This is a genomic window from Pseudalkalibacillus berkeleyi (assembly GCF_021608225.1).
Classification (GTDB): domain Bacteria; phylum Bacillota; class Bacilli; order Bacillales; family Fictibacillaceae; genus Pseudalkalibacillus; species Pseudalkalibacillus berkeleyi.
In genome coordinates this window covers 2553377-2573077 of the sequence record NZ_JAKIJS010000001.1, presented here as the reverse complement: position 1 = coordinate 2573077, position 19701 = coordinate 2553377, and the positions used below count along the sequence as shown (strand labels likewise).

The following is a 19701-nucleotide window of genomic DNA, read 5'->3' as shown; positions in this document are numbered from 1 at the left end:
CTTTTTATATGGAAAAAATCAGCATCTACGCATGGTGGATATGCCTTGAATTCTTGTTCTTCCTGTTGCAAACTGTTAAAATAAAGCATGGACTAAAGTTAGAAGAATTTTCAAAAAATCATTTGATTTGTAAATAGAGGTGCTAACTTCATGATCGGTATGTTAAAAAAGATTTTTCCAAGTGGTAATGAGCGTCAAATTTCTCGTCTACAAAAGTATGCGGATGAGGTTGAAACGTTCGCACCAGAGATGGAAAAGCTGTCAGATGAACAGTTAAAAGCAAAAACAGAGGAATTCAAATCTCGTTTAGATAACGGGGAGAAGCTAGATGACATTTTAATTGAGGCATTTGCAGTCGTTCGAGAAGCAGCGACTCGCGTGCTTGGGATGAGACCGTACCCTGTACAGATTATGGGTGCTGTTTCACTACACGAAGGTAATATTTCAGAAATGAAAACCGGTGAAGGTAAGACGTTGGTCGCGACTATGCCGGTCTATTTGAATGCGCTGACTGGTAAAGGTGTTCATGTTGTTACAGTCAACGAATACTTAGCAGCACGTGACGCCGAGGAGATGGGTCAGCTATATAACTTCCTTGGCTTGAGTGTCGGCTTGAATGTAACTGGACTTTCGAAAGAAGAAAAGAAAGAAGCCTATGCAGCTGACATTACGTATGCGACGAACAATGAGCTAGGGTTCGATTATCTCCGTGACAACATGGTGCTTTATAAGGAAGAAATGGTACAGCGCCCGTTGAACTTTGCAATTGTCGATGAGGTTGACTCGATTTTAATTGATGAAGCGCGAACGCCTTTAATTATTTCAGGGAATGCTGCGAAATCGACTGAGCTATATCGGATTGCGAATCAATTCATTCACCAATTGAAAATTGATGTGGATTATACGTTTGATATTAAAACGAAAAATGTTCAGCTTACAGAAGAAGGTATGTCTAAGGCTGAAAGCTTTTTCAGTGTTGAGAACTTGTTCGACGTTTCGAACGTTTCCATCAACCATCACATCAACCAAGCGTTACGAGCGCATGTCGTCATGCATCGCGATACAGATTACGTTGTACAAGATGGCGATGTAGTCATTGTCGATCCATTTACAGGTCGCTTAATGGCAGGCCGTCGCTATAGTGATGGATTGCACCAGGCGATTGAAGCGAAGGAAGGCTTGCAAATCCAACGTGAATCGATGACACTTGCGACGATTACGTTCCAGAACTTCTTCCGTATGTACAATAAGCTTTCAGGGATGACAGGTACAGCGAAAACGGAAGAAGAGGAATTCCGTAACATTTATAATATGAATGTTGTTGTGATTCCAACGAACAGACCGATTGCGCGTTTAGATAATGCGGATCATATTTATAAAACACAAGAAGGTAAGTATAGAGCAGTTGTAAATGAAATTGCTGAACGCCATAAAAAGGGACAGCCTGTTCTTGTCGGTACGGTTGCGGTTGAGACGTCTGAATTAATTGCAACATTACTTAAGAAAAAAGGCGTACCTCATAACGTCTTGAATGCGAAGAACCATGGTCGAGAAGCGCAGATCATTGAAGACGCTGGGCAAAAAGGTGCCGTTACAATCGCTACGAACATGGCGGGTCGTGGTACGGACATCAAGCTTGGCGAAGGTGTATTAGAACTGGGTGGACTTCACATTGTAGGTACCGAGCGTCATGAATCCCGACGTATTGATAATCAGTTACGTGGACGTGCTGGTCGTCAAGGGGATCCAGGTTCTTCCCAATTTTATATTTCAATGGAAGATGAATTGATGCGTCGATTCGCTTCAGATAATATGATTGCGATGATGGATCGCCTCGGAATGGAGGAAGATCAACCACTTGAAAGTAAAATGGTGACGAAAGCCGTTGAAACTGCCCAAAAACGAGTGGAAGGTCATAACTATGATGCACGTAAGCAGTTGCTCCAATATGATGACGTCATGCGTCAACAACGTGAGATTATATATGCACAGCGTGCTGAAGTGTTGGAATCTGAAAACTTACGTGAAATTGTGGAGCGTATGATTCATTCTACTGTAGAGCGAATTGTAGCTGCACATACACCGGAAGAAGAGGTTCAAGAGGATTGGGACCTACAAGCGATTATCGATTATGCAAAGGGTACGTTCTTGAACGATGGGGTCGTAACTGTTAACGACATAAAAGGTAAAGAACGTGAAGAAATTGTTGAAGTGTTCTTAGCAAAAGTGAAGGAAGAGTATGATCGTAAAGAATCTGAGCTTGAGCCAGAACAAATGCGTGAGTTTGAAAAAGTAATCGTTCTTCGCTCAGTTGACCGAAAGTGGATGGATCACATTGATGCGATGGATCAACTCCGACAAGGAATCCATTTACGTGCTTATGGTCAAAATGATCCATTACGTGAATACCAATTCGAAGGTTTCCAAATGTTCGAAGCAATGGTTGAAGCGATTGAAGAAGAGGTTTCTACTTATGTCATGAAGGCTCAAGTAGAGCAAAATCTACAACGTGAAAAAGTAGCTGAAGGAAAAGCGGTCGATCCGAAAGCACAAGAACAACAAAAGAAAAAACCTATGCGTAGAAGCAGCGAGGTAGGACGCAACGAACCTTGCCCTTGCGGAAGCGGAAAGAAATATAAGCACTGTCACGGTGCTTAAATAGAAGCAGTTAAAGAAGGCTTGGCCCCTGCCAAGTTTTCTTTTATGATTTGGATATGTTAGTGATTGCTGCATTTAACAGATTCTATGACTTAAAAAGTGTCGGGTACCGATCGTCAACCCATTCATATCAACGGTTGTGAATTGATGACTGACACATCAACCATATAAAAGAGGAGTTCGATTATGGAATTAGTGGAGATTAAGCACGAGTTATCGGCTATGGAGAAACGAATACAAGACTTTAGGGGGTCTCTTTGACTTAGACAATAAAGAGGCACGCATTGCTGTTTTGGAAGAGCAAATGACATCTCCTGATTTTTGGGACGATCAAAACAATGCGCAGACAGTTATTAATGAAGCAAATGGATTGAAAGATGTCGTTAATGAATTCCATGAGCTGAACGAAACCTATGAAAACTTAGAAGTTTCTTATGAACTTGTGAAAGAGGAAGAGGATGCTGATCTACAAAGCGAGCTTGAAAACGAATTGAAAGAGCTCTCTAAACAGCTTTCAGACTTTGAACTAACCCTTCTTCTTAGTGAGCCGCATGATAAAAACAATGCCATCTTGGAACTTCACCCAGGTGCAGGTGGTACAGAGTCTCAAGACTGGGCATCTATGTTATTGCGTATGTACACACGTTGGGCTGAGAATAAAGGCTATAAGGTTGAGACGTTAGACTATCTACCTGGTGATGAAGCAGGAGTCAAAAGTGTTACGTTGGCGATTAAAGGTCATAATGCGTACGGTTACCTAAAAGCTGAAAAAGGTGTACACCGACTTGTGCGAATTTCACCGTTTGATTCTTCAGGTCGAAGGCATACTTCATTTGTATCATGTGAGATTATGCCAGAGCTGAGTGACGATATCGAAATTGAATTAAAGCCAGATGAAATTAAGGTTGATACGTATCGTGCAAGTGGAGCTGGTGGTCAGCATGTCAACACGACGGATTCAGCCGTTCGAATGACACATATCCCAACGAATACAGTTGTTTCTTGCCAAACGGAACGTTCACAGATAAAAAACCGTGATCGTGCTATGAAAATGTTGAAAGCGAAGCTATACCAACGAAGAATTGAAGAGCAACAAGCTGAGCTCAATGAAATTCGCGGGGAACAGAAAGAAATCGGATGGGGCAGTCAAATCCGTTCATATGTCTTCCATCCTTATAGCATGGCTAAAGATCACCGGACAAATGTAGAGGTTGGAAATATCAATGGTGTCATGGATGGGGACATTGATCCGTTCATTGATGCTTATCTTCGTTCAAAAATAAAATAAGAGAAGTGTAAAGTGGGGATGACGGGAAACCGTTGTCCCTATTAGTTTTGCCGCACACATACAGCGAGTGTGCAGTGTCAAACAAACATTTGTTTGACGATTTGTGAACACTGTCGAATCCTTCATTCAAAAGCCTCATATACCTTGTCACGCTTAAGTTTATCGACGGACTAGTCCTAATAATCGGAAAATTTACTTAAACCTAGGGTAGTGATATACTTTTCAAGGTTATATTCTACCAAATATTACTTTTACATAAAGTGAGTGGTACAAAATGATGATGGCTGTTCGACGTAATAAAGTAAATCCTAAGTTATTAATTCTATTAGATTATATATTTGTGTTGATAGGCTCGGCATTCGTTGCCTTAGCATTCAATTTGTTTTTAGCCCCAAATAACATCGCTTCTGGTGGTGTAGTCGGGATCAGTTTAATCTTAAAAAATCTGTTTGGCTGGATGCCTTCGATTGTACAGTGGTCACTTAACATTCCACTATTCATAGCTGGTGTAGTCATTCTCGGGAAAAATTTCGGCGTTAAAACACTAGTTGGTACATTGTTTTTACCTTTTGTCGTCTTTCTTTCAGAAGGAGCGGAGCCAATTACGAATGACCCTCTTCTCGGTGCATTGTTTGGAGGACTTGGTGTAGGTTTAGGTCTAGGAATCGTGTTTCGAGGAAAAGCGTCTACAGGCGGAATTGATTTGGCAGCACAAATCGTCCATAAGTATACGGGCATGTCACTTGGCCTTTGTATCTTAAGCATTGACGGTGCAATTGTGACAACCTCGGCATTCGTTTTCTCAATTGAACAAGCGCTTTATGCAATGATCGGTATGTTTTTGACCGCAAAAACGATTGATGTCGTTCAAATGGGGCTCGGCTACTCAAAAATGGCGTATATCATTACAGAACATGAAGATGATGTACGTGATGAAATCTTTAGAGAAATCGATCGTGGTGTAACACGAATTTCTGCCACGGGAGGTTTTACAGACAATAAGAGGCCGATGCTCATGTGCGTTGTTGAGCAGTTTGAAGTGACACGTCTAAAACAACAAGTGAAAAAAGTGGATCCAGCTGCCTTCATTATTATCGTGAATGCACATGAGGTACTTGGCGAAGGATTCAGTCAATCGTAAAGACTCCATTTGGGAGTCTTTTATTTATGCAGACCAACACCCAATTATAGCTTGTCCTAGGCATAAGCTCATGTAAAGAAGGGTTCCACAGCATATAATGAACTATTACTAGTTTATTAGGATGTGTATTTATGAAAAGGAAGTATTGTAATTGTAAAGGTTGTACATCCAATAACGAGTGCTGTGTCATTATACAAAGAGGTGAAGGCCCACCAGGCCCACCAGGTCCACCAGGTCCACCAGGTCCAGAAGGCCCCCAAGGTCCAGAAGGCCCCCAAGGCCCAGAAGGTCCCCAAGGTCCAGAAGGTCCCCAAGGTCCAGAAGGCCCCCAAGGTCCAGAGGGACCACAAGGACCACCTGGACCGCCACCTCCAGATACAGCATTTCGTGCGTTTGACAGTGTAGCTCAAACGATTCTTGGGAACAATACACCGCAAACCGTCACCTTTGAAACAGAAGCATTTGATTTAGCAAATGGATATAACCCTGCAACATCAACATTCACAGCGCCCCAAACAGGTACCTATTCAGTCTGTTCGAGTGTTGAATATTCGGTCGCTACTGGAGGAGGACAAGCTCCAACGAACGTACGATTGATTCTTAACAGTAGTAATGGAGCTGCTGTAACAGATTTGGACTTTGCAGTTTCCAATCCAGGAACGACAGACAAAGTGCAGGGGTGCACAATCATCAGATTGACAGCTGGACAAACGATATCAATACAACTCCAGTCCTCAAGTAGGAATGTAACGACGATCATCGGAAACCGTTTCACACATTTTGAAGCAGGCTTGATTTTTTAACCTCTTGATCCGATCAAGAGGTTTTTTGTCGTCATTTTCAAATGGTATACTAGGTTCATCTGAAAGGGGTGTATCAAATGAATGACATCTTACTATTTGATGGTGAGTGTAACCTTTGTAATGGTGCGGTTCAGTTCATTATTGACCGAGATCCGAAAGGACATTTCAAATTTGCAGCACTTCAGAGTAAAGTCGGGTCTGAGCTATTACAAACTTATGATCTACCGAAGTCATTCAATAGTATAGTACTTATACAAAATGCCAAGGTCTATCAACAATCAAGTGCGGCGTTACGAATTTGTAGGAAATTAAAAGGCTTTTGGAAACTACTCACTGTTCTACTCATCATACCAAGACCTTTAAGGGATGCTCTATACAATTATGTCGCTAAGAATCGTTATAAATGGTTTGGAAAACGAAATGAATGCATGATGCCAACTCCTGATATAAAAAAACGGTTCTTACAATAGAGAGGAAGGTTCATGTGTCTTCATTCTAAGAGCAAACTTTAAAGTGACCTTTAACATGGAAATTGCTTCATTAAACAAAAGTAATACCCCTTCATATGCCTATCCTCGTAAACCTTAAAGGATATAATCTGTTCTTATGATATTCTGCCATAATTCACTTCTTTACGTGCTTCAATCCCTAATAATTTGTCAAAAATTGAAATAGTAGTAAAAAGTACGATGTCACAATGGGTAAATATGATATTACATAGGTCTAATTTCATCTAATTCCAATCGCGATTTTTAATTTTCTGGTTATTTATAACTGTATAATTCTGAGTTCCTTGTACTTTATTACTAATTTTAAGAAGGATATAATCAAGTAATGGAGAAAAGTACAATAATGCGAGAAACCTGTCGAAGAATATCGAGTGAGCAAACGAGTATATGATATATTTCGTCATACTTTGAAACAAAAATGTAATATGATTTTGGGTTATTTTGCCGAATCAAGATGTTATAATTAATCTTGTGCTAAATATTACGACTAAATATACTAGAATACTTTGATATAAAGATACTCTACTTAGAATAGACTTCAAAAGAAACAACATAGGGTGTGATTTAGTTTGATCGAAATGATAGATGTATGGAAAACTTACCCCAACGGTGTGATGGCATTGAACGGGATAGATGTCCATATCGAAAAAGGTGACTTTGTCTATGTTGTCGGACCAAGTGGTGCGGGAAAGTCAACATTCATAAAATGTATGTTCCGCCAAGAGAAACCGACAAAAGGTGACATTATTATAAATGGTAAGAGTTTAACAAAAGTAAAGGAACGCAAAATCCCTTACGTAAGAAGACAAATTGGCGTCGTGTTCCAAGACTTTAAACTTCTACCGAAACTATCAGTATATGAAAATGTAGCGTTTGCTCTTGAGGTGATTGAGCAGTCTCCAAAAGTCATTCGACGAGAAGTGATGGAAACACTTGAACTCGTTGGTCTCAAGAATAAAGCGCGGTTTCTCCCTGATGAATTATCTGGAGGAGAGCAGCAACGTGTTTCAATTGCGCGCTCCATTGTGAACAAGCCGCCCGTTTTAATTGCAGACGAGCCTACTGGAAACCTTGATCCAGACACAGCTTGGGGAATTATGGAAGTATTTGAAGAAATCACAAATCGTGGGACAACTGTAGTTATGGCTACCCACAATAAAGAGATTGTAAACACAATTAAAAAACGGGTGATCGCCATCGAAGGTGGACGAATCGTACGTGATGAGAAAAGGGGTGTCTACGGTTATGAGGAAGATGCGAACCCTATCTCGACACATTAAAGAAGGATTCAAAAACCTTGGAAGAAACGGTTGGATGTCATTTGCATCGATTAGTGCAGTAACAGTGACTCTATTATTAGTAGGCGTATTCCTCGTGTTACTTTTAAATATTAATTCCATCGCTTCACAAATTGAAGATGATGTTGAAATTAGAGTGTATCTCGATAAAACAACAAAACAAGAACAGCATCAGCAAATTGAAGAAAAGCTGAGCAAAATCGATCGAGTGAACGATGTTCGATTTGTACCAAAGGATGAAGGATTAAAGGATTTAATTAACTCTCTCGGAGATGAAGGGAAAGTGTTTGAATCTCTAGAGACAGAGAATCCTCTACCTGATGCTTTTGCGGTCAAAACGAAAAAGCCGCAAGATACACCAGTTGTAGCCAATAAAATTGAAGGCATGAAAAGTGTCACGAAGGTTGAATACGGTAAGGGAACCGTTGAGAAACTTTTTAAAGTGACTGATGCTGCTCGAAATATCGGGCTCATATTAATCGTAGGCCTTCTCTTTACTGCGATGTTCTTGATCGCGAATACAATTAAAATCACGATCGTTACAAGAGGTCGTGAAATTGAGATTATGAAACTAGTAGGTGCTACCAACTCTTTCATAAGAGGTCCGTTCTTTGTTGAAGGGCTATTGCTAGGCGTGCTAGGATCACTGGTTCCGATTGGTCTGTTAATACTAGCTTATCAATTCGTTTATGATGCTGTCAGTATGAACTTAAAGACAGTCTTCATTCAGCTCCTACCAGTTTATCCGTTAATGTTCCAGCTTGCTGGACTCTTAATCGTCATAGGTGCTTTCATTGGCGTGTGGGGGAGCTTAACTTCTGTCCGTAAATTCTTGAAAGTATAACTGAAAACCAGGAAGTCGTTACAGACTTTCTGGTATACATAAAAAGATTTGATTGGGGGATGTACGATTGAAAAAGAAAATAATTGTCGCGGTTGCATCACTAAGCCTTTTGCTTGGAGGGTATCCAGGCCTGACAGGAACTAATGATGTAGCATCCGCAAATTCACTAAATGATAAAATTAATGACGTAAAAAAGAAAAGCGATAAAAATAAATCAGCACAAGAAAAAGCAAAAGAAGAAATTGAAAAAATTAAGCATGACCAAGATCTATTAAATGCAGAAATTGAAAAGCTCGACCAACAAGTTTCAGATGCAGAAAATCAAATTGATCAGAAAGAAAAAGATATAGCCAAAACGAAAGAAGATATTGAAAAACTGAAGGCAGAAATTGTTGTTATAAAAAAGCGAATTGCTGAACGTGATAAGATGTTGAAAGACCGTGTGAAAGCAATGTACGAAAACGGTGGTTCTGTCCAATACATTGAAGTTCTGCTCGGATCAAGCAACTTTGGTGATTTCCTAGACCGTGTATTTGCATTAAACCAAATTGCTGCTCAAGATAAAGAGATTCTTGAGGCGCATAAAGCCGATAAACAAGCTCTAGAAGATAAAAAAGCTGAAGTTGAGAGTGAACTTGAAACATTGAACAAGCAAATGAAAGAGCTTGAGAGTTTAAAAGCAAGTCTAAATCAAAAAGTTGAGCGAAAGAATGCACTGCTTAGTGATCTAGAAGAAGAAGAAGCACATATGCATCAAGAGTTAGGTAAACTAGAAAATGAAGGTGATCTTTTAGCGAAACAACAAGCTGCGTTTGAAGCAGAAAAGCGCCGTCAAGCAAGAGAAGCAGCTAAGAGCTCATCATCTGGTTCCAGTGCATCCGCACCTTCTGTAACAGGTGGTATGTTCATGAAGCCGGCGAATGCAGGAATTACTTCTGGATTTGGATCTCGTTGGGGTAAACAACACGCGGGTATAGATTTGGCTCGTGGTGGCACAGTTCCAATTGTTGCATCAGCATCTGGTACGGTTATTAAATCCTACTACTCTAGTAGTTATGGAAACGTAGTCTTTATTGCCCACAATATCAATGGACAGACCTATACAACTGTTTATGCTCATTTGAGAAATCGTCAAGTTGGAAATGGTGCATCTGTAAAAAAAGGACAGCAAATTGGAATCATGGGGAATACAGGCCGTTCAACTGGTCAACACTTACACTTTGAAATCCATAAAGGTCAATGGAACTCTAGCAAATCAAACGCTATAGATCCTCAAAGATTCTTCTAAAAATCATAGTATTAAAAAGAGCAATTCCTACTAAGGATTGCTCTTTTTTCTACATAATTGACAGATTATAAAAAGGAATATGTTGATAGGAAGCGAATATAGTTTACTTGAAGACTAGGAGTAGGGGGAATTTCACTTAAGGAGGACAAGCTATGGAAAGAAACAAGGTGGCGAATGTTACGTATCCCATTCGTAAATTGGATCATTCGTTGCTCGTGTACAAAAGAATCATTGACATCGTTTTAGGGAGTTTGATCTTTATTGTAGTTTCACCGATTTTCTTCTTGATCATGTTGGTGATATTTCTACTTGATGGTGGACCGATCTTTTTTGTTCAAACTCGGAGCGGATTGAATAATAAACCTTTTAAAATTTACAAATTTAGGACAATGACAAACAAAAATTCACTTCAGAAAAACAACCATAACTATTCTTGGGAGAACGGCGTTCCAGACGAATTTGTGTTTAAAGGTAAAGAAAATCCGAACATCACCAAAATCGGAAAAGTATTAAGAAGAACGAGCATGGATGAGCTTCCTCAAATTATTAATGTTCTGTTAGGAACAATGAGTTTGGTTGGACCTAGACCAGAAATTCCACAAATTACTCAGTTTTATTCGGATTACCAAAGAAGTCGACTATCATGTAAACCTGGTATCACAGGATATGCCCAAATAAATGGTCGTTCCACAATTAACCATGGCGAAAAAATTAAGTTCGATCTTTATTATGTTCGGAATTGGTCCCTGAAACTAGATCTAATAATCCTATGGAAAACGATCTTTCAAGTTCTGTCGGGCAAAGGTTCATATTAAATATCTAAATATCTATTGAATATTATCACATAATTCAAAAAAGTATAGATATAACATGATTTTGGTGGTACAATAAAACTACTTATCGACAGAAAGACCTATAAAGTAAATAATGAGTCCGACGTACACTATTGGTAAAGGAAATTTTTATCAGAAAACAGGTGTAGTATTTTTTTGGTTTTACGTTGTTCAAAATGACCAATAATAAGTTGTTATTTATCCTAATTGACCAACATAAGATAAATGAGTAAAGAGTGAACGGGTTGTCCTCATCTAACATTTGGACAATCCGGTCCTTCTATAAAAATAAGGAGGATCAATTTATGGATCAAGAATTTGATGCACGTAAATTATTAGATGAATTAAAGGCGAATTATAGGGTCATCCTTATTTTCACGATTGTTTCTACATTGATCGGTATGGGTTTAACATTTTTCCTATTACAGCCTATTTATCAATCAAAAACGGATTTACTAGTCAACCGGACCAATCCGACCGAGGAAGGTTTAAGAGTCTCTTCTAATGATATTGAAACCAATTTAAGGTTAATTGAAACGTATCGCTTTATGATTGAAAGTCCAAGAATTATGGATTTAGTTGCAGCAGAAATCGGAAACGGTATGACAAGCGAAAAGTTAATTAAAAAGACAAATGTAACGACATTTGAGAATTCTCAAATTATCTCAATTGTAGTAGAAGATACAAACCCTGTAACAGGATCGAAAATCGCGAATTCAGTTGCAGACACGTTCCAAACAGAAATCAAGAAAGTAATGAATACCGATAATGTTCATATCCTTTCAAAAGCAGTCGTATTGCCAGATCAAAAACCAGTCAGACCGAAACCTATATTAAACGGCGCAATCTCCGTTCTAATCGGTCTCATATTAGGATGTACATTCATTCTGACTAAGAAATATTTTAACGCTAAACTCCATTCAGAGCCTATTGTGGAAAAGTTACTATCTGTAACAGTGCTTGCTGTTATACCGTATTTTGAAAAGTCGAAGGAAGAGGTTGCTGCTTCAATAGATCAGCCATATGTGAACCTCATCCATAAAGGAAGCAATTTATCTCCTATTGCAGAAGCTTACCGAACATTGAGGACTTCCCTTCAATTTCATTCTACAGATTCGGATACCACAGCATTAATGGTAACGAGCACGAATTCTGGTGAAGGAAAATCACTAACGAGTGCAAACCTAGCGATTATCTTTGCTATGGATAATCAAAAAACCATATATATCGATGGAGACTTAAGAAGGCCAAATGGTCACACGATATTTGAACAAACGAAAAGACACGGAATGACATCATATTTAACTGGTTATGCATCGTTGAATGACGTCATTTCTACAACAGAAATTCCGAACCTTAGTTTTATCGGTTCAGGACCGATCCCCCCAAATCCATCAGAGCTTCTTTCATCTAAGAATATGGATCAACTGTTAAATGATTTGAAGGAAGAATATGACGTCATCATTATTGACAGTCCACCGCTGATCGTCTCAGACCCAATCATCTTATCATCAAAAGTGAATGACTGCCTGTTCGTTGTCGATGCCCAGAATTCAAAATATAATCAGACTTCTAAAAGCCTAAGCAAAATTCAAAGAATGGGTGGCAACATCGTCGGTGTTGTTTTAAATAAAGACAAGTCAATTAATCAGAGCCAATATTACTATTATTAAAACATGAACAGAGGGAGAGAGACTGAATGATCGATATTCATAACCATATCTTACATGGGTTAGATGATGGTCCAGAAATATTGTCCGAATCACTTCTCATGGCTCGTAGTGCAGTAGAAGCGGGCATTACACATATCATTGCCACTCCACACCATAAAAACGATCAATATCATAACTCTCCAATTAAAGTGTTAGAACAAACAAAGAAGTTAAATATGATGCTACAGGAACTGAGAATTAACGTAACGATTGTACCTGGTATGGAAATTCATTTGAATGGCAACATTCTTCAAGATATGAAAAAAGATCCTCAAGAATTATTATCGTTAAATAACGGACGTTATGTCCTTATTGAATTGCCGCGCAATCAGGTGCCGATTTACACAGAATCCATACTTTTTGAGCTTCAATTAATGGGATATATTCCGATTTTGTCTCATGTTGAACGTAATACAGAATTTCGGAAGGACCCGAATCGGCTTTATTCCTTTATCCAAAGAGGCACATTAGCTCAAGTTACAGCTGGAAGCATTGTAGGGGATATGGGTGAAAGGAATCAATCGGCTGCAATGAAAATGATTCATCATAACTTAGTTCACTTCATTGCTTCAGATGCACATGATACATCAAGGCGTCCCTTCAAAATCCATGAAGCGTACAAGTTGATTAAGAAGGAATTCGGAGGACCGTATTCATCTTATTTTATGAATAATGCAGAACATGTACTAACCGGGAGGGAATTTAAAATCAAAGAGCCTCAACAAGTTAAGAAACAACGAAAAGTCTTTCGATTACTATGATGCCAATAACTTAACTGGATTCACTACCCATAACGAAAAAGGAGAACAAAATGCGAATCCTGAACCCGGTTATTCATATACTTAGCGCAAATGATTTTGTCAAAAAGGTTTCTATCCTTGTCTCAGGGACCGCGCTCTCTCAATTTGTAGCTATTCTTGCTATGCCAGTATTGACACGTATTTATACACCTGAGCAATTTGGTTTTTATTCCATTTATTTAGCGATTCTCTTTAGTCTTTCGGTAATTGTTTCTATGCAATATGAAATGGCAATTCCGCATCCTGAAAGTGATCGTGATGCCTTTCATATCTTGTGCACAGCTATGCTATTTGTCGTAAGCGTAAGTATTAGTGTATTCATTTTCATACTGTATTTTCAAGATGTTATTGCCAATTGGATGAACGTTGACCATATTAGGATGAATCTTTTGTTTATCCCTATTAGTTTACTAGGGTTGGGCACCTATCAAGTATTCAATGTCTGGTTGATCAGAAAAGAGTCTTACCCTTCTATGACAAAAGGGAAAGTTACGATGAACATAAGTCAAGTAGTAGGACAACTTACGTTCGGTCTATTATCTTTCGGATCTCTAGGTCTCGTTGTTGGTGATGTTGCGGGTAGAGTAGGAGGAAGCAGTTTCCTTGGCAAGAGCATGTGGAGAGATTTGAAAGAAGGGGTCAAAGGATTTTCACCAAAACTACTTAAACAAGTTTCCATACGGTATAAAAAATTTCCAATGGTGTCTAGTATTTCTTCTATTATAAATGAATTAAGCTTACACTTGCCCTTACTGTTTGTAGCGTTTTCTTTCGGTCCTAAGGTTGCTGGGTTGTACATGCTTGCTCAAAGAATCTTAACTTTACCTGATGCGCTAGTCGGTTTCTCAGTGAAACAGGTGTATTTATCAGAATCAACGAAGCAAGCTAGAGTTTCATATGAGAGCTTCAGATCATTGTATTGGCAAACTTTGAAGAAAATGAGTTGGCTGGGCGTTATTGTAATAGGTTGTATCGCATTGTTATCTCCATTGGTTTTCGGAATGTTCTTTGGAGATAATTGGTCCGAATCAGGATCTTATGTCCAAGTTCTCGCCATACTTTATTTATTCCAGCTTATCACCGGACCAACGCTCATTAACTTTTATGTTCTCGAGTGTCAATGGCTGCAAATTATCAGTGAAACGATCAGATTAATCATTATTGTAGGTGCAGCTATTGTAGCTCATTATTTTATACAATCAACATTCATAACAATTGCAGTATTAAGTATTGCAGCTTCAATCGGATATCTTGTTCTTCTTTACTTCTCATGGTATTCGATGAGATTGAAATTGAAAGGGGCTGATGGAATCGGGTGAATCATGTTCAGGAAGTGCCAACGATCTATTTTAAGCTCTTTCAATTTGTAATGGTATCAAGCTTTATCGTGTTTATTGAACCTTCTCCGTATGATATGTCTATAATTTTATTATTTGTCATATCGATCTATATGTCATATCTATATTTCTCATCATATATGCAAGTCGCGATCATCTTTTTAGCCATATTTACTGTAAGCAATTTACTATCGGTATTCATTGCGATCGATCCGGTTCATTCTATTAAATACACAATTATCACTGTATTTTTGATGGTTACTTGGGTTTGTGTTTCAGGGGTGTTAGCCAGATTTAACCGAAAAGGTATTGATGTCTTATTTAACGGTTATACCATTGCAGCAGTTCTCTCGGTGATCATCGGTCTCGCTGGATACCTCAACGTTCTTCCTTTAGAGGAATTGGTACTAATGGAAGGGCGTGTGAAATCATTTTTTAAAGACCCTAACGTTTTCGGTCCCTTTTTGATTGCACCTGCCTTATTTGCTTTATCGAAAATAGAAACATCAAAAGGTTCTCGATCAGTATCAATGTGGGCCATTATTTTTTTATTATTACTTTTGGGGATTATTTTAAGCTTTTCCCGAGGTGCCTGGGTCAATTTTGTCTTAGGTGCAGCCGTTTACTTACTATTTGTGAAAGTAAACCCGAAAAAAAGATTTGTGTCCTTCATTTTCGTTAGCATTCTTTCATTAATTTTACTAATTTACCTTAGTACATCCTCTGATCTTGTCGGTCTTTTTCAAGAGCGGTTTGGCGTTCAAGGCTATGATACAAAGCGGTTTGATGTCCAACTAGCAGCCATTTCGACAGGGAGCGATCGTCCGTTAGGGGTTGGAGCGGGTCAAACAGAATTACTATTTAATCACTCCACTCATAGTTTATATATTCGATTATTTTTAGAAAATGGATTACTAGGATTGCTCACTTTTATAGGATTCTTATTCATTTGCATGATTAGATGTGTACAGAAAATCTTCTCTACGAACGGCACTGATCGAGTGATTTTCGTCATTATTTTAGCGTCTATTCTAGGAATTTTATTGAATAGTTTGTTCGTAGACACCATTCATTGGAGACACTTTTGGTTACTATTGGCACTACCTTGGTGGAATGAATCTATCAAGCTTAATCCACGATCTGCCGTTGATATTAAATAGGGAGGTGCAATAGAAATGAAAATTGTTCAATTCATAACACGTATGGATGATATTGGTGGTGCACAGATACATCTCCTTCATTTATCAATCGGGCTTGCACGGAGAGGGCATCATGTGACCGTCATTGCTAATGAAAAAGGTCCATTGTTTGATGAGTTAAATCAAAACAATATTGCATGTATTGAAATTCCAGAACTGCGTCGTACCATTCACCCTTATTTTGATTTGAGAGCACTATATAAAATTCGGTCAGTTTTAAAGCAAGCTAACCCTCATTTATTGGCTATTCATTCTACTAAAGCTGGAGTAATTGGTAGAATTCTTGGACAACAGCTTAAAATCCCTACTATTTTTACTGCTCATGGTTGGTCCTTTTCAGAAGGAATTCCAGAAAGAAAAAGGAGGATGTACATATATTTAGAGAGACTAATTGGGCGGATTTCTCAAGGGATAATAACTGTGTCGGATTACGACTATCAATTAGCGTTGCAGCATGACATTTTACCTGAAAACAAATTACAGACTATTTATAATGGGATACCGGATATCAAAAGACCTTTATCATCTCAAAGGAATATGGGTCCTCCAACAATAGTTATGGTTGCTCGTTTTGCTTATCCAAAAGATCATCTAACTGTCATTAAAGCTTTAGAGAAGCTGGGTCATATGAGGTGGAAACTCTCTCTAGTCGGTGATGGACCGAGACTGTCAGATATGAAAAGTATAGTAAAGAAAAGCAAGATTTCAGACAGAGTCACATTTATGGGGGCTATACGCCACGTCAATCAGGTGCTTAACGACTCAGATATTTTTGTATTAATGTCCAAACATGAGGGATTACCAATCAGCATTATTGAAGGGATGCGCAGTGGGCTTCCAATCGTAGCTTCTAATGTTGGTGGTGTTAAAGAAATGGTGAGAGACAATTGGAATGGATACTTAATTCCTGAAGGAGACGTTGATACATTAGCTATTAAGCTATCAACGTTAATATCGAATCAAGAACTGATGTTGAAGATGGGTGAGTTCAGTAGAAAGCGTTACGAAGAAAGGTTCACCTATGACAGGATGTTCTCGGACACATTAAATTATTATAAGAAAATCTCCTTTCCCAAAAACCAAATTGTACTTCATAAAAGGGAGGAAAGTATATGAAAATCATGGTTACAGGCGGAGCGGGTTTTATAGGTTCTCACTTAGTGGATGAGTTGATTAAACAAGGGCATAAAGTAGTTGTGGTTGATTCGTTAGTGAATGGTGATCTGGAGAATGTTTCACCCGAGGCAAATTTCTATCATATGGATATCAATGAGCCAGGGCTTCACGATGTCATGGTGCACGAAAGACCTGAAGTTGTTTATCATTTCGGAGCTCAAATATCTGTTGAACATTCAAACCGTAATCCATTAGAAGACAGCTTCACCAATGTAAATGGGACACTTAAAATCTTAAACTATTGTGTAGAGTTAGGTGTGTCTAAAATTATATTTGCGTCTTCCGCAGCGATTTATGGTGTGCCTGAATTGCTACCTATCCAAGAAGGTCACCCGTTAAGTCCTATATCCTTTTATGGCGTTTCAAAATGGTCGGCTGAAAGATATATAACGATGTATGAAAAAAGATTCGGTCTCAATTATAGTATTCTGAGGTTCGCTAATGTGTATGGTCCTAGACAAAACTCTCTCGGACAAGCTGGGGTTATTACAAAATTCATTATTAATAAACTTGAAAATAAACCCATCATTATTTTTGGTGATGGAGAACAAACGAGAGATTTCATATATGTAAAAGATGTTGTACAATCTTGTATTCGTGCCTTAACCAAAGGGGATCATCAAATTATTAATATTAGTTCAGGTAAGGAAGTTTCTGTTCGACAACTAGCTTCAGTCATTTCGAAGCTATCAAGACAGCCATTTAATTATATATATGAGCAAGTCGTTGAAGGAGATATACCAAACAGTTGTTTAGCAAACCAACATGCAAAATTTTCTCTAGATTGGAAGCCTAACACCTTATTAGAAGAAGGCCTTAAAGAAACGATGGACTATTATAGTATGAACTATAATTCGGAGTCGAAAGAAAGGTATGTATCAAGTGAAGTCAAATAACATAAATCAACATAGAAAAACAGGCACGCTCGTCGTCTCACTTGATTTTGAATTATTTTGGGGTTTATGGGATCAAGGTTTTGATCGAGATGATTATCAAAATAATATTATTGGTATTCAAAAAAACGTACCGGAAACTCTGCATCTCTTTAATACATTCAATGTCCATGCAACTTGGGCGGTTGTTGGGTTTATGTATTATAAGAATAAACAAGAGCTTTTAGCTGAAATGAAAAATGCGTCATCTATCATGCAGGCTAGAATGAGTTTAGCTAGATATATTAAGGAACTAGAAAATATCCAGTCAGAAGATCCATTTCATTTTGCACCCTCATTAATTAGACTAATCTCGTCTTACCCACATCAAGAAATCGCTACCCACACGTATTCACACCATTACAGCTTAGAAAATAAAAATACACATGTTTTTAGAGAAGATTTAAGAAATGCATTGAACATTTCCAGGCGAAATGGGCACACGATTAGTAGTATCGTATTTCCTAAAAATCAAATCAATGAAGAGCATTTGGCGATTTGTAGAGAAAACAATCTTTCAACCTATAGAGGTAATGAATCATCTTGGTTTTACGACATTAGCGCAAACGAACGACGTAAATACATTAAAAGAGCGCTACGTTTGCTCGATACGTATGTGAATATATCTGGTCATCATACGTATACAGTGAACAGAGACAATCCATTACCTTTAAACGTTCCTTCGAGTCGTCAAATAAAGCCTTATTCTAAAAAATTACGTATGTTAGAACCTTTGCGTTTGAAGCGAATTAAGGATGGGTTAACACACGCAGCTAAAAAGGGAGAGGTATTTCATATATGGTGGCACCCTCACAACTTTGGGGCGAATTTTAAGGAGAACATGCATTTTCTTCGTGAAGTATTAACGCATTATGCTGATCTAAAGACGAATTATGGCATGACTTCAAAAACAATGAACGAGGTGTATCAAGAGAAATCGAAAGTCTTTCAAATGGAGGCGAGTAAATGAATCCTGTAAATTGGTCAAAAGGGTTTATGAGAATTACAGATATATATGGAAGAGAAAATGAAATCGATCATCAACAAAAAACAGACGTCATCATCTATTCACAACTTCCTGAGGTAATCAAAAAGGGTGTAAGTAAGACATTGCATAAACGCTTTAAAACACTTCATATTGATTTGACGAAAAGTACCGAGCAGCTTCGTTCTGAAATGAACCGTAGTACACGCTATCAAGTAAACCGTGCTGTAAGAGACAATGTGAAGGTGGAGATCATTGAAATACCGAGTGATATCGATATTCAAAGCTTTGGCGTCTTCTTTAATGAATTTGCAAAAGAAAAGAAAATTGGCTCGTGCAATATTAGTAAATTAATTTCATTGAGGGACAAAAATCAGCTCGTCATTACGAGAGTAACGGATGAAAACGGTCGATTATTAAGCTCACATGGATACTCCACTGATGGCGTGAAAGCTTGTATGATTTACTCCTGTTCAGCTCGTCTGTTAGATGATTCTATTGATAAAAGTATTATTGGTAGAGCCAACCGTCATCTACATTGGCAAGATATGATGTACTTTAAAGATCAAGGGTATCAAATTTATGATTTTTGTGGTTTAACCCAAGAGGATAATGACGAGGAAAAGAATATCGATTATTTTAAAAAAGGTTTCGGCGGGGAAGAAGTCATTGAATACAAATGTTATGAAGCGAAGAGCTTGTTAGGAACTTTAGTATTGTACGCATTAAGCAAAAGATGGAAAGCACGATCGGACTTTATTCAATTTAATATGTAAGGAAGAACTCACACCAATTCTGGTGTGAGTTTTCTTAATTAAAAAAGGGCATCTTTCTACTACTGTGTGCCAAGGAACTTGCAGGTGGAGGATCTCGCGACTAGGACTTACATACTAAATGC

Annotated in this window: 17 protein-coding genes; all 17 read left to right on the top strand. The window is 38.3% G+C overall.

What is annotated here, in order from left to right; all coding sequences use genetic code 11:
• The first annotated feature begins 150 nt into the window (after nucleotides 1–150).
• The 17 genes from secA to L2716_RS13405 all read left to right on the top strand — a co-directional run bounded on the left by secA (nucleotide 151) and on the right by L2716_RS13405 (nucleotide 19579).
• Complete coding sequence (gene secA, locus L2716_RS13485) at nucleotides 151–2658, top strand: preprotein translocase subunit SecA (RefSeq protein ID WP_236336567.1); 2508 nt, start codon at nucleotides 151–153, stop codon at nucleotides 2656–2658.
• A 186-nt stretch (nucleotides 2659–2844) separates the two neighbouring features.
• Nucleotides 2845–3946, top strand: a protein-coding gene (gene prfB / locus L2716_RS13480; protein ID WP_236336548.1) for a peptide chain release factor 2 whose coding sequence is annotated in 2 segments (ribosomal slippage) — nucleotides 2845–2916 and nucleotides 2918–3946 — 1101 coding nt in all. Because the reading frame shifts where the segments join, the coding sequence is not laid out codon by codon here.
• Nucleotides 3947–4226: 280 nt separating this feature from the next.
• Complete coding sequence (locus tag L2716_RS13475; protein ID WP_236337878.1) at nucleotides 4227–5087, top strand: YitT family protein; 861 nt, start codon at nucleotides 4227–4229, stop codon at nucleotides 5085–5087.
• Nucleotides 5088–5218: 131 nt separating this feature from the next.
• Nucleotides 5219–5890, top strand: coding sequence for a C1q-like domain-containing protein (locus L2716_RS13470; protein WP_236336537.1), 672 nt, complete (start codon nucleotides 5219–5221; stop codon nucleotides 5888–5890).
• A 77-nt stretch (nucleotides 5891–5967) separates the two neighbouring features.
• Nucleotides 5968–6360 (top strand): thiol-disulfide oxidoreductase DCC family protein, encoded by a 393-nt coding sequence (locus tag L2716_RS13465; protein WP_236336528.1) that lies wholly within the window; start codon nucleotides 5968–5970, stop codon nucleotides 6358–6360.
• Nucleotides 6361–6968: 608 nt separating this feature from the next.
• A complete protein-coding gene (gene ftsE, locus L2716_RS13460; RefSeq protein WP_236336526.1) occupies nucleotides 6969–7679 on the top strand; it encodes a cell division ATP-binding protein FtsE in 711 nt (236 codons plus the stop codon).
• The gene (gene ftsX, locus L2716_RS13455; RefSeq protein ID WP_236336524.1) at nucleotides 7645–8541 is read left to right on the top strand and encodes a permease-like cell division protein FtsX; all 897 of its coding nucleotides are present in this window, start codon (nucleotides 7645–7647) and stop codon (nucleotides 8539–8541) included. The genes ftsE and ftsX overlap by 35 nt, the downstream gene beginning before the upstream one ends.
• 67 nt (nucleotides 8542–8608) lie before the next feature.
• The gene (locus L2716_RS13450; protein WP_236336515.1) at nucleotides 8609–9829 is read left to right on the top strand and encodes a murein hydrolase activator EnvC family protein; all 1221 of its coding nucleotides are present in this window, start codon (nucleotides 8609–8611) and stop codon (nucleotides 9827–9829) included.
• A 152-nt stretch (nucleotides 9830–9981) separates the two neighbouring features.
• A complete protein-coding gene (locus L2716_RS13445; protein ID WP_236336499.1) occupies nucleotides 9982–10644 on the top strand; it encodes a sugar transferase in 663 nt (220 codons plus the stop codon).
• Between the two features lie 323 nt (nucleotides 10645–10967).
• Entirely contained in the window at nucleotides 10968–12335 is a 1368-nt protein-coding gene (locus tag L2716_RS13440) for a tyrosine-protein kinase domain-containing protein (protein WP_236336489.1), read from the top strand.
• A gap of 26 nt (nucleotides 12336–12361) precedes the next feature.
• The gene (locus L2716_RS13435; protein WP_236336479.1) at nucleotides 12362–13135 is read left to right on the top strand and encodes a tyrosine-protein phosphatase; all 774 of its coding nucleotides are present in this window, start codon (nucleotides 12362–12364) and stop codon (nucleotides 13133–13135) included.
• A gap of 50 nt (nucleotides 13136–13185) precedes the next feature.
• Entirely contained in the window at nucleotides 13186–14493 is a 1308-nt protein-coding gene (locus L2716_RS13430) for a lipopolysaccharide biosynthesis protein (protein WP_236336478.1), read from the top strand.
• Nucleotides 14490–15671, top strand: coding sequence for an O-antigen ligase family protein (locus tag L2716_RS18415; RefSeq protein ID WP_236336476.1), 1182 nt, complete (start codon nucleotides 14490–14492; stop codon nucleotides 15669–15671). The genes L2716_RS13430 and L2716_RS18415 overlap by 4 nt, the downstream gene beginning before the upstream one ends.
• Before the next feature lie 15 nt (nucleotides 15672–15686).
• Nucleotides 15687–16826 carry a glycosyltransferase family 4 protein gene (locus tag L2716_RS13420; RefSeq protein WP_236336473.1) on the top strand — a complete coding sequence of 380 codons (1140 nt, stop codon included), beginning with the start codon at nucleotides 15687–15689 and terminating at the stop codon, nucleotides 16824–16826.
• Complete coding sequence (locus L2716_RS13415; RefSeq protein ID WP_236336471.1) at nucleotides 16823–17782, top strand: NAD-dependent epimerase/dehydratase family protein; 960 nt, start codon at nucleotides 16823–16825, stop codon at nucleotides 17780–17782. Before L2716_RS13420 ends, L2716_RS13415 begins: the two co-directional genes overlap by 4 nt.
• Nucleotides 17769–18788, top strand: a complete 1020-nt coding sequence (locus tag L2716_RS13410) for a polysaccharide deacetylase family protein (RefSeq protein WP_236336469.1) — start codon at nucleotides 17769–17771, stop codon at nucleotides 18786–18788. The genes L2716_RS13415 and L2716_RS13410 overlap by 14 nt, the downstream gene beginning before the upstream one ends.
• Nucleotides 18785–19579 (top strand): hypothetical protein, encoded by a 795-nt coding sequence (locus tag L2716_RS13405; RefSeq protein ID WP_236336430.1) that lies wholly within the window; start codon nucleotides 18785–18787, stop codon nucleotides 19577–19579. The genes L2716_RS13410 and L2716_RS13405 overlap by 4 nt, the downstream gene beginning before the upstream one ends.
• Nucleotides 19580–19701: the final 122 nt, after the last annotated feature.